This window comes from Cupriavidus sp. C2SS-8b, from assembly GCF_057073745.1.
In genome coordinates this window covers 1825968-1840997 of sequence record NZ_CP172717.1, presented here as the reverse complement: position 1 = coordinate 1840997, position 15030 = coordinate 1825968, and the positions used below count along the sequence as shown (strand labels likewise).

Annotated in this window: 13 protein-coding genes; 8 read left to right on the top strand and 5 right to left on the bottom strand. The window is 67.1% G+C overall.

The window, feature by feature from the left end:
• Positions 1 to 5: 5 nt before the first annotated feature.
• A complete protein-coding gene (locus ACIGJB_RS25285; RefSeq protein WP_483732720.1) occupies positions 6 to 530 on the bottom strand; it encodes a MarR family winged helix-turn-helix transcriptional regulator in 525 nt (174 codons plus the stop codon).
• A 327-nt stretch (positions 531 to 857) separates the two neighbouring features.
• On the opposite strand from ACIGJB_RS25285, the gene ACIGJB_RS25280 reads away from it, so the two are divergent.
• The 7 genes from ACIGJB_RS25280 (at position 858) to ACIGJB_RS25250 (ending at position 8297) form a co-directional block, all read left to right on the top strand.
• Positions 858 to 1844 carry a Bug family tripartite tricarboxylate transporter substrate binding protein gene (locus tag ACIGJB_RS25280; protein ID WP_483732719.1) on the top strand — a complete coding sequence of 329 codons (987 nt, stop codon included), beginning with the start codon at positions 858 to 860 and terminating at the stop codon, positions 1842 to 1844.
• A gap of 52 nt (positions 1845 to 1896) precedes the next feature.
• The gene (locus ACIGJB_RS25275) at positions 1897 to 4194 is read left to right on the top strand and encodes a xanthine dehydrogenase family protein molybdopterin-binding subunit (RefSeq protein WP_483732718.1); all 2298 of its coding nucleotides are present in this window, start codon (positions 1897 to 1899) and stop codon (positions 4192 to 4194) included.
• Positions 4187 to 5053 (top strand): FAD binding domain-containing protein, encoded by an 867-nt coding sequence (locus ACIGJB_RS25270; protein ID WP_483732717.1) that lies wholly within the window; start codon positions 4187 to 4189, stop codon positions 5051 to 5053. Before ACIGJB_RS25275 ends, ACIGJB_RS25270 begins: the two co-directional genes overlap by 8 nt.
• A 9-nt stretch (positions 5054 to 5062) precedes the next feature.
• Complete coding sequence (locus tag ACIGJB_RS25265) at positions 5063 to 5539, top strand: (2Fe-2S)-binding protein (protein WP_483732716.1); 477 nt, start codon at positions 5063 to 5065, stop codon at positions 5537 to 5539.
• The gene (locus ACIGJB_RS25260; RefSeq protein WP_483732715.1) at positions 5529 to 6278 is read left to right on the top strand and encodes an SRPBCC family protein; all 750 of its coding nucleotides are present in this window, start codon (positions 5529 to 5531) and stop codon (positions 6276 to 6278) included. The genes ACIGJB_RS25265 and ACIGJB_RS25260 overlap by 11 nt, the downstream gene beginning before the upstream one ends.
• A 150-nt stretch (positions 6279 to 6428) precedes the next feature.
• Positions 6429 to 7253 carry an IclR family transcriptional regulator gene (locus ACIGJB_RS25255; RefSeq protein WP_483732714.1) on the top strand — a complete coding sequence of 275 codons (825 nt, stop codon included), beginning with the start codon at positions 6429 to 6431 and terminating at the stop codon, positions 7251 to 7253.
• Between the two features lie 12 nt (positions 7254 to 7265).
• Entirely contained in the window at positions 7266 to 8297 is a 1032-nt protein-coding gene (locus ACIGJB_RS25250) for a Bug family tripartite tricarboxylate transporter substrate binding protein (protein WP_483732713.1), read from the top strand.
• Positions 8298 to 8309: 12 nt separating this feature from the next.
• On the opposite strand, the gene ACIGJB_RS25245 is transcribed toward ACIGJB_RS25250, so the two are convergent.
• From ACIGJB_RS25245 to ACIGJB_RS25230, 4 genes are all read right to left on the bottom strand, one after another.
• Complete coding sequence (locus ACIGJB_RS25245; protein ID WP_483732712.1) at positions 8310 to 9146, bottom strand: IclR family transcriptional regulator; 837 nt, start codon at positions 9144 to 9146, stop codon at positions 8310 to 8312.
• A gap of 91 nt (positions 9147 to 9237) precedes the next feature.
• Positions 9238 to 10377: an FAD-dependent monooxygenase gene (locus tag ACIGJB_RS25240; protein ID WP_483732711.1), complete on the bottom strand. Its 1140-nt coding sequence runs from the start codon at positions 10375 to 10377 to the stop codon at positions 9238 to 9240.
• 243 nt (positions 10378 to 10620) lie between these two features.
• Positions 10621 to 11856, bottom strand: a complete 1236-nt coding sequence (locus tag ACIGJB_RS25235; protein WP_483732710.1) for an acyl-CoA dehydrogenase family protein — start codon at positions 11854 to 11856, stop codon at positions 10621 to 10623.
• Between the two features lie 51 nt (positions 11857 to 11907).
• On the bottom strand, positions 11908 to 13053 hold the full coding sequence (locus ACIGJB_RS25230) for an acyl-CoA dehydrogenase family protein (protein ID WP_483732709.1): 1146 nt from the start codon (positions 13051 to 13053) through the stop codon (positions 11908 to 11910).
• Positions 13054 to 13334: 281 nt separating this feature from the next.
• Here ACIGJB_RS25230 and ACIGJB_RS25225 point away from each other — a divergent pair, with 281 nt between their 5' ends.
• A complete protein-coding gene (locus tag ACIGJB_RS25225; RefSeq protein ID WP_483732708.1) occupies positions 13335 to 14879 on the top strand; it encodes an AMP-binding protein in 1545 nt (514 codons plus the stop codon).
• Positions 14880 to 15030: the final 151 nt, after the last annotated feature.

Sequence of the window (15030 nt, the reverse complement as noted above, 5' to 3'; positions counted from 1 at the left end):
GCCCCTTATCCCTGCCCCTTCAGCAATTTCTTCAACCCGAGATAAACCGCCCGCCGTTCCTCCGGCTCCAGCTGCCGGATTACGTCCGCCTGCCCGCGCCGCGCCAGCGGCATCACCTCGTCATGCAGGGCAATTCCGGCGTCCGTCACGCTGCAGATCAGCTTCTTGCGCGGTGTGTTCCCTTCGGTCTCCAGCAACACAAGCCCCCGTTCCTCCAGTAGCCGCAGCGTGCGGCTGACCAGCGCCTTGTCCGAAGTGGACTGCACGACCAGTTCCGAGAACGGCAGCCGCCGCGCATAGGCCAGCAGCGCCAGGATGCGCCACTCCGGCACGGTCAGCCCGAACTGTTCGGCATAGGGCTGCGTCACCGTGCTCCGCAGCCGGGTGATGAGCTGACTCAGCATGGTGGTCAGGAAGTTGTCCACCGTCAGGCCGCTGCCAGCCTCGTCCAGGTCTGTCCAGGGGCTTTCGTCCGCGTGGGGCGCCGGCTGTGCTGGCGGGTCTGCTGCAGGCGCGGTGTTTCGGGTCATCGGGGTCTTTCCGGTTCCGGTTGAGGTAGTTCGGCATGCCAAGCGGCGTGCAGGGCGCCCGATTGTCTCACAGGCTGTTGCATTGTCCGCCGGGGTTGGTCGGGGACAAGCTGATTTGCATTTCATATCCATCGATATGTCAATTAGGGATTAACGTAAGTTGAGCAGTCAATAAGCTCGACCTACGATAGACCCATGTTCCCCTAGTGAACATGCGTTTTACCAATAAAACATCCGTAGAGATGTTTCCCATCGAGCCACCCCTGTCTTCGCGTTGAGCACAACCGACCAGATTCCCGCCGCGGAGCGCCCCCACAGGAGCTGTTGATGAAACGAGACCGCCGACTTTTCCTTGCCGCCACTGCCATGGCGGCACTGGCGCTTGCTGCGGGCAGCACGGCCGCCGCTGCTGCCTATCCGACCAAGACCGTGACCATGGTGGTCGCCTATCCGCCGGGCGGCGATACCGACGCCATGGCGCGCCTGTATGCCGACAAGCTGTCCGCGCGCCTCAAGCAGCCGGTGATCGTGGAGAACCGGCCCGGCGCGGCGGGTGTAGTGGGGACCTCGTTCGTGAGCCGCGCGCCAGCTGACGGCTACACGCTGCTCTATACGCCGAACCCGTTCACGCTCGCGCCCATGGTGCTCAAGCTCGCGCCGGCGGCCAGCTATGACCCGCTGCACGGCTTCACGCCCGTGATCCAGACCGCGGTGCAGGCGGTGCTGCTGGTCGCCAATCCGGCCGCCGGCGTCAAGACGGTGCCGGAGATGATCGCCGCCGCGAAGGCCGGCAAGAACTTCACCTATGGCAGCCCGGGCGCCGGTTCGCCGATGCACATTGCCGGCGAGATGCTGAACCGCGCCGCGGGCGTGAAGATCCAGCATGTGCCGTACAAGGGCGTGGCGCCGGCCGTCAACGACGTGGTGGCCGGTCACGTGAACTTCGCCTACGTCACGCTGGGCCCGGTCGCGCAATACATCAACACGGGCAAGCTGATCGCGCTGGCCATCACCGATGCCAAGCGCTCGGCGCTGCTGCCGAACGTGCCGACGCTGGCCGAACTCGGCTACAAGGACGTGGTGGTCGGCGCATGGCATGGCGTGATGGCGCCCAAGGGCACGCCGCCCGAGGTGGTGAAGATCCTCAACGCGCAGCTCAACGACGTGATCAAGCTGCCGGACGTCGCGGAAAAGATGGCGACCTTCGGCGCGCTGCCGGTCGGCGGTGCGCCCGCGGCGCTGGAGAAAGTCAACGTGTCGGACTACGAGCGGCTGGGCAAGGTCATCCGCGACATGGGTATTTCTGCGGAATGACGCAGCACGCAGCACGCAACAGACGATGCAACACAAGACGCAGGAGGCCGGCATGAGCCAGTCCATCGTGGGAGCATCCACGCCGCAGGTGACCGCGCGGGAGAAGGTCATGGGACGCGCGCAGTATGCCGGCGACATCAAGCTGGCCGGCATGCTGCACGCCAAGGTGCTGCGCAGCCCGCATCCGCACGCGCGCATCGTCAGTATCGATACCTCGGCGGCGAAGGCGCTGCCGGGCGTCAAGCTGGTGGTGAGCGGGCGCGATACCCCGACGCGCCTGTGGGGGCCGCACCGCAAGGAGCAGCGCATCCTGGCTGTCGGCGTGGTGCGCCATGTCGGCGAGGAAGTGGCGGCCGTGGTCGCGGTCAGCGAGGAAATCGCCCGCGATGCGCTGGACCTGATCCGCATCGAGTACGAGCCGTTGCCGGCGCTGCTGAGCCCCGAGGCCGCGCTGGCCGATGGCGCGCCGGAGATCCATGCCGGCACGCGCAATATCGGCCATGAAATGCGCATCGAGCGCGGCGACGTGGAGGCCGGCTTTGCGCAGGCGGCCGCAGTGTACGAGGCCACCTACGACATGCACTCGCAGTATCCGGGCTACCTGGAGCCGATGGCATCCGTGGCGACGCAGGACGGCAACGGGCGACTGACCGTTTATGCGTCGACGCAGTCGGTATTCCTCGCGCGCAGCCGCCTGGCGGAGGCGCTCGATCGCCCGGCATCGACCATCCGCGTGGTGCAGGCCACCACGGGCGGCGGCTTCGGCGCCAAGATCGTCGAGGAAAACAACAGCCTGATCTGCGCGTTCCTGGCGACTAAGCTCGATCGTCCGGTGCGGATGGTCAACAACCGCCTGGAAGATTTCCAGGGTGCGCGTGCGAGCGTGCCGGCGAAGGTGTGGCTGCGCATGGGCCTGTCGGCCGACGGCCTGATCGTGGCCAAGGATGTGCGGATCATTGCCGAGTGCGGCGCCTTTTCAGGACTGGCTGGCGACGTCATGCACGTCAGCGCCATGCGCAGCGACAACATGCACCGCATCGCCAACGTGCGCTCGCATGCGGTGCTGGCCTATACCAATAACCCGCCTCGCGGCGCTTTCCGCGGCTTCGGCGGGCAGCAGATGCAGTTCCCGCTGAACTGCCACCTGACGGTGCTGGCCGAGATGATCGGCATGGACCCGATCGAGGTGCACAAGCGCAATGCCATCGGCCGTGGCGAGACCAGCGTGCATGGCTGGCAGATCGGCAGCACGGGCATGCAGGAATGCCTGGAGATGACGCGCAAGGCCATCGGCTGGGACGCCAAGCGCGACGCGCCGCGCGGCACCGGCACGCGTCGGCGCGGCGTGGGCATTGCGGCGGCGATGCACGTCAGCGGCAACCGCACGCTGGGCAACTGGGACGGCTCCACCATCCTGCTCAAGCTCAATGAAGACGGCCGCGTGATGCTGCAGACCAGCGAATGCGACATGGGGCAGGGCGCCAACACCATGCTCAGCCAGATCTGCGCGCAGGAGATGGGGATTCCGCTGTCGCACGTGACCGTGATGGCACCGGATACGGATACCTCGCCGTTCTGCCTCGGATCGCTGGCGTCGCGCGTGACCATCATCTCGGGCAATGCGGTGCTGCGCGCCGCGCGTGAGGCAAAGCAGAAGGTGATGGCGCTGGCGGCGGAGAAGTTCGGCGTCGATGCGGAAAGCCTGCTGTATGCCGATGGCCGCATCAGCGTGCCGGGCCAGCCGGACAAGTCCGCCACGCTCGCCGAGATCGCGCGGTTGCATATCTTCCGCCATGGCGGCGAGGGCATACACGTGCGCGCTACCTATGACGCGCCTACGGTGATGCACGACGCCAACTACTACGGCAACGTCGCGCCCGCCTATTCGTTCGCGGCGCAGGCGGTGGAAGTCGAGGTGGATACCTGCACGGGCCGCGTGACCGTGATCGACAGCTTTGTCGCCGACGACTGCGGCAAGGCGATCAACCCGCTCGCGGTGCATGGACAGACCCACGGCGCCACGGTGCAGGCAATCGGCTGGACGCTCTACGAGCAACTGCGCTACGAAGACGGCCGCCTGCAGAACGGCAACTTTGCCGACTACACCATGGCCACGGCCGATGCGCTGCCGATGTTGCGCACGGATCTCGTGGAGTCCAACGATCCCAATGGCCCGTTTGGCGCGAAGGGCGCGAGCGAAACGGCCATCCTGCCCGGCGCGGCGGCCATCGCCAACGCGGTGCATCACGCCATTGGCGTGCGCATCCACTCGCTGCCGATCACGCCGGAGAAGGTGCTGGCCGCGCTGCGCGAGCGCAATGAGACGGAGACGGAGGCCACCCATGCGTGATTTCGAATTCCTGGAACCGGCGACGGTCGGTGAAGCCAGTCGCATGCTGGTTGACCTTGGCGACAACTGCCGCGCCTATGCGGGCGGCACAGCGCTGATGCTCGGCATGCGCCAGCGCATGCTGACGCCGAGCCATGTGATCTATCTCGGCAAGCTGGACGCGCTGCGCGGCATCACGTTCGATCCACGGCAGGGCCTGCGCATCGGCGCACTGACTTTGCATGCCGAGGTGGCGCGTTCGCCCATCGTGCAAGCGCATTACCCGATGCTGGCCAGCATGGCATCGCGCGTGGCCAATCCGCAGGTGCGCAACCAGGGCACCATCGGCGGCAATCTCTGCTATGCCGATCCGGCCACCGATCCGCCAGGTTGCCTGATGGCGCTGGGGGCGCAGATCGTGCTGAGCGGGACCGCTGGCGAACGCGTGCTGGCGATCGAGGATTTCCTCGTCGACTACTACGTCACGGCGCTGATGCCGGGCGAGATCGTCACCGAGATCCGCTTGCCCGCACCGGCAGCGGGCGCGGACGGGCGCTACGCGCGCTTCCTGCGCACGGCGGCGGAACACCGGCCGCTCGCCAGCGTGGCGCTGTCGGTGCGGCGCGAGGGCGATGTCTGCGTGGAAGCCCGGCTGGCCGTCGGCGCTTCCACGCCGATCCCGGCTCGCCTGCATCGCGCCGAGGCGCTGCTGGCCGGCAAGACCGTGACCGCGGATCTCGCCGCCGAGGCCGCGGACATCGTAGCCGCCGACATCAACGCGGTTTCGGATATGCGCGGTTCGGAGGACTTCCGCCGCCACATCGTGCACACCGTCGCACGCCGCACCATCGCCGAGTTGTTCGGCGTCGCTGCGGACTGAGGAGTTCCCATGAGCAAGATCACCATCGATGTCACCGTCAACGGTGAAGCCCACACCGTCGAGGTCCCGGCGCGGCGCATACTGTCCGACCTGCTGCGCGACGACCTGAACCTGACCGGCACCAAGCGCGGTTGCGAGACCGGCATCTGCGGCGCCTGCACGGTGCTGGTCGACGGCGAGGCCGTCAAGTCCTGCCTGATGCTGGCCGCGCAGGTGCGCGGGCGCCACGTCATGACCGTGGAAGGCCTGGCCGCCGAAGGCGAACTGCATCCGTTGCAGCAGTGCTTCATGGAATGCGGCGGGCTGCAGTGCGGCTACTGCACGCCGGGCTTCCTGATGACGTCGTGCGCGCTGCTGGCCAACAACCCCAACCCAACGGAAGAGGAAGTCCGCCATGGGCTGAACGGCAACCTGTGCCGCTGCACGGGCTACGTCGGCATCGTCGAATCCATCCTGTCCGCCGCGGAGAAAATGCGTGGAAATTGAAAAGACCCTGGTCACCGCGGCGCCGCCGGCGCGCGTGTGGGAACTGCTGCTCGACCCGAACGTGATGGGCGCCTGCGTGCCCGGCATGGAATCAATCGAGGTCATCAGTGATGTCGAATACATCGCGCACATGGCGGTGAAGATCGCCTTCATCAATGCGCGCTTCCGCCTGCATACGAAAATCGTCGAGACACGCGCGCCGCACTACCTGCGCACCGAAGGCACCGGCGAGGATGCGTCCGTCGCCAGCTCGCTGCGCCAGTCGAGCGAGATCTTCCTGACGGAGCAGGAGGATGGTTCGACGCAGCTGCGCATCACGGTCCAGGTCGATGTGCTGGGCCGCCTCGGGACCTTTGGCCTGAGCGTGATGAAGACCAAGGCCGACCGCATGTGGGACGAGTTCGGGGCCAACCTGCTGGCGCGGCTGTCGCCGCAAGGCGCGCAAGCGGTGTCGACCGCGGCACCCGCCGCGGTCGCTGCGCAGCAGCCCGCCACCATGCCGGCGGTTGCCGTGCCGGTGCCGCTCGCTGCCCACAACGGCCATGCCGTCAGTGCGCCGGCCGTGAATGGCCATGGCGGCGGACTCCTCGCCCGGCTGTTCGGCCGTGCGCCGCTGCAGCGCGGGCCGCACTCGGACATCTGCGTGGAACTGCGCCGCCGCGACGAAACCATCGTGGTGCGCTGGCCGGCCCAGTACGGGGAGCAGTGCGCGGGCTGGTTGCGCGACTACCTGAAATAAGCGCGGGGTTTGTGGGCGTGACGGGTACCCTACGGGGCTCAGGCGTGATATATGGGACAGCTACGGATGCGCGGGAGTGGCGGGAGGCCGCTCACGCAGCACCTCGCACTGCATCAAGATCGCCATCACTCGCCATAGCAGAGACAAACCATGACCACCGAATCGCCGCCAGATGATGCCCAGGACAAGTACATCGTGCCGGGGCTGGAGCGCGGCCTGCGGTTGCTGGGAGAGTTCAGCAGCCGCGAGCGCACGCTGTCGGCCGCGGAGCTGGCGCGGCGCCTGAAGGTGCCGCGCTCGACCGTTTTCCGCCTGCTGGCCACGCTGGAAATGATGGGCTTTGTCGAGCGCACCGATGGCGGCCGCGAATTCCGGCTCGGCATGGCGGTGCTGCGGCTGGGCTTTGACTACCTGGCGTCGCTGGAACTGACCGAGCTGGGCCGCCCGCTGCTGGACCGCCTGCGCGACGAAATCCATTACCCGTGCAACCTCGTGGTGCGCGACGGGCGCTCCATCGTCTATGTGGCCAAGTCCGTGGCGCCGCGCCCGTTTGCCAGTACGGTGAATGTGGGCACGCGGCTGCCGGCGCATGCCACGGTGCTTGGGCGCGTACTGCTCGAAGACCTGTCGCTGGACGAGCTGCGCGCCCTGTATCCCGAATCGCGGCTGGAGGTGTTCTCGGAAAGCACGCCGCGCACGGTGGAGGAACTCTACGACATGGTGCAGCGCGACCGCGAACGCGGCTATGTGCTGCATGAGGGCTTCTTCGAGGCCAGTATCTCGACCATTGCAGCGCCCGTGCGCGACCGTACCAGCAAGGTGGTGGCGGCGCTGGGCGCAACGATTCCGGCATCGCGCATCGATCCGGAGCAACTCGACAACATGGTGGAAATGGTCAGGGGAGCCGGCGCCGAACTGTCGCGGCTGCTCGACTATCGTCCGCCCGAACCGCCCCGGCCGTTTGGCCTGGGCTGAAACCATCTACCGATGCAGCGAAGTCATTTCTGTCAGGCCGGCGAGCGGGCCGTGGTCCCACGCCGGCGCCGTTGGCTTGCCGCCATGTCGGCGGGTTTGCTCGTAGCGGCCGGCCTGGCGGCGCAGAACGCCGCGGCCGCCTGCGCCACCGTACGCATCGTCGTGCCGTTTCCGGCCGGCGGACCGGCCGACCAGTTGGCGCGCACGCTTGCGCACGGGCTGCAGCAGCGGCATGCGAATGTTCCGTACATCGTCGACAACAAGCCCGGCGCCAACGGCAATATCGGCATCGACGCCGTGCGCCGTGCCGCGGGCGATGGCTGCACGCTGCTGGTCGTGCCGGCCGGCAACCTGACCATCAATCCGACGCTGTTTCCCGCGCTGTCGTATCAGGTGGAACGCGATTTTCGCCCGGTATCGCTGCTGGCCAGTTCGCCCAACGTACTGGCCGTGCATCCGTCGGTCAAGGCCAACTCAGTGCAGGAGCTGATCCGGCTCGCGCGGCAGTCGGCGCAAGCCGGGACGCCGCTTGGCTATGCCAGTCCCGGGGTTGGCAGCGGCCTGCACCTGGCCGGCGAACTGTTCCGGCACAAGGCCGATGTGACGCTGCTGCACGTCCCTTACAAAGGCACGACGCAGGCCCTCAATGATGTGGTGGGTGGCCAGGTGCCGCTGCTGCTGGGCACGTGGCCGACGCTGGCGCCGTTTATCCAGTCGGGCAAGCTGCGCGCGCTGGCGGTGACGCAGTCGAAACGGTCCCCGGCGGCACCGGGCGTGCCGTCGCTGGCCGAGCAGGGGGTGACCGGCATCGACGTCAGTTCCTGGTATGCGTTGCTGGTGCCGCGTGCCACGCCGGCGGCAGCCGCCGACGGGCTGGCCGCCGAAGTGCGGTCGTTGCTGGGCAGCGCGGAGGTGCGGAAGGAGCTTCAGCGCCAAGGCATGGAGCCTCTTGCCAGCACGCCGGAAGCGCTGGCTGCCCGCATCCGCGAGGAAACGGCCGCCTGGGCGAAGCTGATCCACGAATACGGCATCAAGCCCGAATAACGGCCGGGCGTGCTACCGCGTCCGGCTGCTTCCGGTTCGGTCGCCGAGCAGGGCGGACAGGTCGCGTGCCGCGGTCTTGACCTCACGCTCCACGCGTTCGCGCAATGTGCCATCGGCCTCGAAGCGCTGCTGCGGACCGGCCACGCTGATGGCGGCAATCACCTCGCCGCTGGCATCGCGCACGGGTGCGGCGCAGGAGTCGATGCCGGCTTCATAGGCGGAAAAACTCCACGCGCAGCCGCGTTCGCGGTCGGCGCCCAGGATTTCGGCCAGGCGTGCATGCGTGGACGGGCTCTGGCCCGTCACGGTCGGCAGTGGATCATCCCCGAGCATGGCGCGCAGTTCGTCCGGCGGCAGATCCGCGATCAGCATGCGGCCGGGTGTGGTCAGGTGCGCGGCCACGCGGCTGCCGACCTGGATATTGCTGACCAGCGAGGTATTGGGCATATCGCGCAGCAGGTAGAGCGCATGGCCGCCATCGCGCACGACCAGATAGGCCGAAAGCTGCAGCGAAGCGCTCAGGCGCGCCAGCACGCGCCGTGCAAACGTCGTCAGGTCATTGGCCGCCAGCACGCGCGCGGACAGCTTCAGGAAGCCGAAGCCGATTTCGTGCCCGCCCTGGGGCAGGCGTTCGAGCATGCCTTCATGTTCGAGCGTGGCGAGCAGCCGCATCACCGTGACGCGATTTACGTCGATGCGCCGGCCGACCTCGCTGAGGTTGGCGGTCGAGCCGCCCTCGGCAATGAAGCGCAACAGCCGCAGGCCGCGGATGACGGGGGAGACCAGTTGCGGGCTGGCGTCGTCGGTGTCGGCAATGTCGTCGGTTTCGGGGCTTGGTGGCTTGGGCATGGTTATCGGGAAAGGCAAACGGCCGCGCAGGCGCGGCCGTGAAAACTGCTGGCAATGCTGGAACACGCAGTCGGCAAGTCGCGCTTACCGCTTATCCCAGCGCAACATTCCAGGCGTCGTAATCGTACACCCAGTCGGCATTGCCACCCTCCTTGAGCCACGCATTGCTGCGCGAGCCGATCTGGATGCGGCTGGTGCGCTCATGGCGCGCGCGCTGGTAGCGCGCCAGCGCGGCCGGCACGGCGGCAAAGCCGTCGCCCGCGGCGTCGGCCAGGCAGCGCGCCAGCACCACGCCGTCCTCGATTGCCATGCCCGCGCCTTGCGCCATGAACGGCATCATCGGGTGGCACGCATCGCCCATCAGCGTGACATGGCCGTCCGACCACGACGGCAGCGGGTCACGCACGTACAGGGCGGAGATCAGCACGTCATCGCAGGCATCCAGCAAGGCACGCGCTTCCGGGTGGAAACCCGCATAGGCGCTGCGCAGGTCTTCCACGCGGCCCGGCGTGGTCCATGACTCATGGCGCCAGCTTTCCTGCGCCACGGTGGCAAAGACGAAGATGTCGCGCCCACGGTTGAGCGGGAAGGTGACGATCTGCGAGGCCGGATCCGTGCCCCACCACTTGGTGAAGGCGTTGAGATTTGGCACGCCCGCCAGGCGCTCGGCCGGCACCACCGCGCGGTACGCCACGACGCCGGTGAAGATCGGGCTTTCCTGGCCGAACAGGGCGGTGCGCACCATCGAATGGATGCCGTCCGCGCCGACCAGCACGTCCACCCGGTCTTCACTGCCATCTGCAAAGCGCACGGTGATGTCACCGCCATTGCGATCGATCGCCACAGCCTTGTGGCCGAGCCTGACGTGGGCGGCCGGCACCGCGCTTTCCAGCGCGCTCATCAGGTCGGCGCGGTGCATGGTCAGTTGCGGCGCGCCGTAGCGCTGCTCGGCCTCGTCGGACATGGGCAGGCGCGAGGTTTCCTCGCCCGTGTCCCAGGTGCGGCTGATGCGGTGGGTCGGGCGCGCGGCGGTTTCGCGCAACGCGTCGCCGACGCCAAGGCCGTCAAGCGCGCGCACGGCGTTCGGGGTCAGGTTGATGTCGGCGCCGACCCGCGCGAAGCGGGAGGCCTGTTCGTACACGGTCACGTCCATGCCGAGCTTGCGCAACGCAATCGCCGCTGCAAGGCCGCCGATGCCGGCGCCGTTGATGCCGATCTTCAATGAAGTCATGTTGTCTGCCTCTTGTCTGCCAGTGATGGGGGCGCCACCGCAGATCTCTCGGAATCTGCAGCTGCCGGTATATGTTCATAAATGAACGCATTGTTCATAAAAGTTTATTCGCGAAAAAAGCTGCGCGTCAAGCCATTCCTGCAACAAGGAGACAAGGAGGCGTCGGGTAGACCGGGAAACGGGGGCTTGCAAAGACAAAAGCCCGCTTCGCGGGCTTCTGTCCGTGGCAAGTTTCGGGTGGTGCTAGAGCCCGAGCATCAGCTTGGCGATGATATTGCGCTGGATTTCGTTGGAGCCACCGTAAATCGAAGCCTTGCGGTAATTGAAATAACGCGGCGCCAGCACGGCGGCATACTCGGGCCCGACGCGCGGCGGTGCCTCGCGGCCCTGGATCTCGGCCCAGGTGTCCTGCACGAAGGGTAGCGCTGCCGGACCGGCTGCTTCCACGGCCAGTTCGCTGATGGCCTGCATGGCCTCCGTCCCCAGCAGTTTGAGCATGCTGGACGCCGCGCCGATCGATTTGCCCGATTCCACGCCGCTGAACAGTTTCAGTTCCACCGCCTGCAGTCCGGCCGCCCGCAGGTGAAGCTGGGCCAGCTTGCGGCGGAAGCCGGCGTCTGCGAGCAGCGGTCGACCATCATCGCCGGGCTGATCGGCGGCGATCGCGGCGACTTTTGCCAGTTGCTTGCCCAGGGTCGGGCCATAGGTGCCGCCGCGCTCGAACTCGAGCAGGTACTTGGCGTAGGTCCAGCCCATGCCCTCTTCGCCGATGCGGTTCTCGACCGGCACGCGCACATTGTCGAAGAACACCTGGTTGACTTCCTGCTGCCCGGGCATCGGGCCGTCCAGCGTGGGTAACGGAGCAACCGTGATACCGGGCGTGCGCATGTCGACCAGTACGAACGAAATGCCCTCCTGGCGCCGCGCGTCGCGGCTGGTGCGCACCAGGCAGAACATCCAGTCGGCCCATTGCGCATGCGTGGTCCAGATTTTGGAGCCGTTCAGGACGTAGTGGGCGCCTTCGCTGTCGGTCGCAAGGTCCGCGCGCATCTGCAGCGATGCCAGGTCGGAGCCGGAATTGGGCTCGGAATAGCCCTGGCACCACCACACATCGGATCGCAGGATGGGCGGGAGGAAGCGTGCCTTCTGTTCTTCGGTGCCGTACTTCATGATGACGGGCGCGACCATTTTCAGGCCCATCGGCGACACCGGCGGGCAGCCGGCCGCGGCCAGCTCCGACTGGAAGATGTGGCGCTGCGCCGGCGTCCAGCCCGGGCCGCCGTATGCCTCTGGCCAGTTGGGCGCGGCCCAGCCGCGCGCGTGCAGCGCCTTTTGCCAGCGCACCTGGCCGGCCTTGTCCAGGTAGCCGTTCTTGGTTTGCGCCATCATGGCGCGCAATTCGGGATCGAACGCCTCGCCAATCCAGGCGCGTACTTCGTCGCGGAACTGCAGGTCTTGCTTGGAGAATTTGAGATGCATCGGCGGGCCTCGCTGAAGGACGGAAGGATGCTGGGGTCGGGTAGCGCAGCCTCAGGCTGCCGCGGGATAGAGCAGGTCGGCGTAGCGGCCCAGGTGGTGCTCGGCGGAGCCGAACTGCAGGTCGATGGCCGTCACGCGCTTGAAGTAATGGCCCACCGCCAGCTCATCGGTCACGCCCATGCCGCCGTGGATCTGCACCGCGGCCTGGCCGATGAAGCGGCCGGCCTGCCCGGCCTGTGCCTTCGCCGCGCAGGCTGCCAGGGCGCGCTCGCGCCACGGCGCCGTGGCCTGGATGGCCGCGACCTGGGTCAGCGCCACGGACTGTTCGAGCTGCATCGCCATGTCGGCCATGCGATGCTGCAGCACCTGGAAGCTACCGATGGCGACGCCAAACTGCTTGCGCTGGCGGGCATAGTCGATCGTGTCCGCCAGCATGCGGGCCATCGCGCCATTGGCTTCCGCGCTCAGCGCCATGAGCGCGGCGTCGCTCAGCTGCTCGATCAGCGGCAGCGCCTGGCCTTCGGTGCCGATCAGGTGACTGAACGGCACCCGGACCTGGTCGAACCGCACGTCGGCGGCGCGGTTGCCGTCGATGGTCGGGTACTCGCGCAGCGTCACGCCCGGCGTATCGCGCGGCACCCAGAACAGGCTGATGCCGTCGGTGTCGCGCCGTGCGCCACCGGTGCGGGCGCTGACGACGAAATGCGTGGCGAACGGTGCGCCCACTACGACGGACTTGTGGCCATCGACTACGTAGCCAGCACTGTCGGCGACCGCGCTGGCCTGCACGTCGTGCCGGCAGTAGCGGCTGGCCGGCTCGGCGTGAGCCCAGCCCACCAGGGCTTCTCCGCCGATGATGGCCGGCACCCATTGTTCCGCCAGTGCGTTGCTGCCTTGCAGCAGGGCACCGCCGCCCAGCACGACGGTCGACAGGTACGGTTCCAGCACCAGGTGCCGGCCGAATTGTTCCATGACGATCAAGTGTTCGGCCGCGCCGCCGCCCAGGCCGCCCAGCGCCTCGGGAAATCCGGCGCCAAGGATGCCTAGCTCGCGCGCGAAGGCGCGCCAGCAGTCGGGGCGCCACCCGGCGTCCGTGCGCACGGCGGCGCGCCGTGCTTCGAAGTCATAGTGATCGGCCAGGTAGCGCGCGAGCGTGTCGCGCAGCATCGATTGTTCTTCGCTGAACTGGAAATCCACCGCGGCTCCTTTGGGCAAGGGATGGGCCCGGAATGGGGATGGGAAGGGGAGGGGCAATGACGCAATGATGTGCGGCGACGGCCATCTTCGGCGCAAGCTTGTCGCGTGCGCATCGTCGCATCGGACGAAGCCCGGCGGACTGCTCTTTCCGCACTGCGGCATGGCGTGCCCGTCCCGTTCGTCGTTTCCGACGATGCCCGAGTCTGGCCCGGCTCATGAGAATGCACCCAGCACAACCGCCGTCGACGCGGCGGTACCCATTCGAATTCCAGGAGACCACCATGCACCCGTATGTCCACGCGCAGCGCACCCCAGACAAGCCGGCCGTCATCATGGACAACGGCACCGTGGTGACGTACCGCGAGCTGGACGAGCGCTCCAACCAGGTGGCCCGTCTCTATCGCGACCATGGCCTGCAACCGGGCGACCGCGTGGCCTTCCTGATCGAAAACCATCCGCGGCTGTTCGAGCTGTGCTGGGGCGCGCAGCGCAGCGGCATCACCTTCATCTGCCTGAGCACACGCCTGAACGTGGCGGATGCCGCGTACATCATCCGCGACAGTGGCGCGCAGATGCTGATCACTTCGCACGCGCAAGCGGAAGTGGCCGCCGCGCTGGCGGAACAGGTGCCGGGCCTGAAGGGCTATCTGATGCTGAACGGCACCTTGCCCGGCTACACATCGTACGAAACCACGCTGGCACAGTATCCGGCCCAACGCATCGAGGACGAAACCACGGGCGGCGACATGCTGTATTCGTCGGGCACCACCGGGCGTCCGAAGGGCGTCTACGCGCCACCGGGCAGCCCGGACATCGACACCCCGACTTCGCTGACCACGCTCACCGAGAAGCTGTATGGCTTCGGGCCCGACATGCATTACCTGTCGCCGGCACCGCTGTACCATGCCGCGCCGCTGCGCTACAACATGTCGGTGCAGGCGCTGGGCGGCACCTCGGTGGTGATGGAGCATTTCAATGCGGAGCAGTTCCTGCGGCTCGTGCAGAAGCATGGCATCACGCATACGCAGGTGGTGCCGACGATGTTCTCGCGCATGCTCAAGCTGCCGGAGGAAACGCGCGCGGCCTATGACGTGTCGTCGCTGCGCGTGGCCATCCATGCCGCGGCGCCGTGCCCGGTGCAGGTCAAGGAGCAGATGATCGAATGGTGGGGACCAGTGGTGTGGGAGTACTACGCCGGCACCGAGGGCAATGGCGTGACGGTGGTCAGCTCGGCCGAATGGCTGCAGCGCAAGGGCACGGTCGGCCGCGCCATGATCGGCAAGCTGCGCATCTGCGATGCGGACGGTACGCTGATGCCGGCGGGGCAGCCCGGTACCATCTATTTCGCCGAGGGACGCCAGTTCGTGTACCACAACGACCCGGCCAAGACCGAGGAGTCGCGCCATCCCGAACACGAGGGCTGGAGCACCATCGGCGACATCGGCTACGTCGACGAGGATGGCTACCTCTATCTGACCGACCGCAAGGCCAACATGATCATCTCCGGCGGCGTGAACATCTATCCGCAGGAGGCCGAGAACCTGCTGATGACCCATCCGAAGGTCATGGACGTGGCCGTGATCGGCGTGCCGAACGAGGATTTCGGAGAGGAGGTCAAGGCCGTGGTGCAGCCGGCCAGCATGGCTGAAGCAGGGCCTGAACTGGCAGCCGAGCTGATCGCGTTCTGCCGCGAGAACCTGTCGGGCATCAAGTGCCCGCGCACCGTCGACTTCGCCGCCGAACTGCCGCGCCTGCCGACCGGCAAGCTGCTCAAGCGAGTGCTGCGCGACCGCTACTGGGCCGGCCACGGCAACAAGCTGGTTTGAGGCCGACCGGCGCCGCGATGGCCTGTCGCGGCCTTGCCTGCCGACGCCCGGGTCGGTTTACGCCATAATTCCCTGTTCATTCCCCGGCACGGCCGCGCCATCCCATCGGCCGGCCCGTAGTACACAGGGCAAGGCTGAACCCGGATGCGGA

Bases quoted from the DNA above. Each gene is read 5' to 3' on its own strand.
- ACIGJB_RS25270 (WP_483732717.1), top strand. From the start codon at position 4,187: ATGCGTGATTTCGAATTCCTGGAACCGGCGACGGTCGGTGAAGCCAGT.
- ACIGJB_RS25235 (WP_483732710.1), bottom strand. From the start codon at position 11,856: ATGCATCTCAAATTCTCCAAGCAAGACCTGCAGTTCCGCGACGAAGTA.
- ACIGJB_RS25255 (WP_483732714.1), top strand. From the start codon at position 6,429: ATGACCACCGAATCGCCGCCAGATGATGCCCAGGACAAGTACATCGTG.
- ACIGJB_RS25245 (WP_483732712.1), bottom strand. From the start codon at position 9,146: ATGCCCAAGCCACCAAGCCCCGAAACCGACGACATTGCCGACACCGAC.
- ACIGJB_RS25240 (WP_483732711.1), bottom strand. From the start codon at position 10,377: ATGACTTCATTGAAGATCGGCATCAACGGCGCCGGCATCGGCGGCCTT.
- ACIGJB_RS25265 (WP_483732716.1), top strand. From the start codon at position 5,063: ATGAGCAAGATCACCATCGATGTCACCGTCAACGGTGAAGCCCACACC.
- ACIGJB_RS25280 (WP_483732719.1), top strand. From the start codon at position 858: ATGAAACGAGACCGCCGACTTTTCCTTGCCGCCACTGCCATGGCGGCA.
- ACIGJB_RS25275 (WP_483732718.1), top strand. From the start codon at position 1,897: ATGAGCCAGTCCATCGTGGGAGCATCCACGCCGCAGGTGACCGCGCGG.
- ACIGJB_RS25225 (WP_483732708.1), top strand. From the start codon at position 13,335: ATGCACCCGTATGTCCACGCGCAGCGCACCCCAGACAAGCCGGCCGTC.
- ACIGJB_RS25285 (WP_483732720.1), bottom strand. From the start codon at position 530: ATGACCCGAAACACCGCGCCTGCAGCAGACCCGCCAGCACAGCCGGCG.
- ACIGJB_RS25250 (WP_483732713.1), top strand. From the start codon at position 7,266: ATGCAGCGAAGTCATTTCTGTCAGGCCGGCGAGCGGGCCGTGGTCCCA.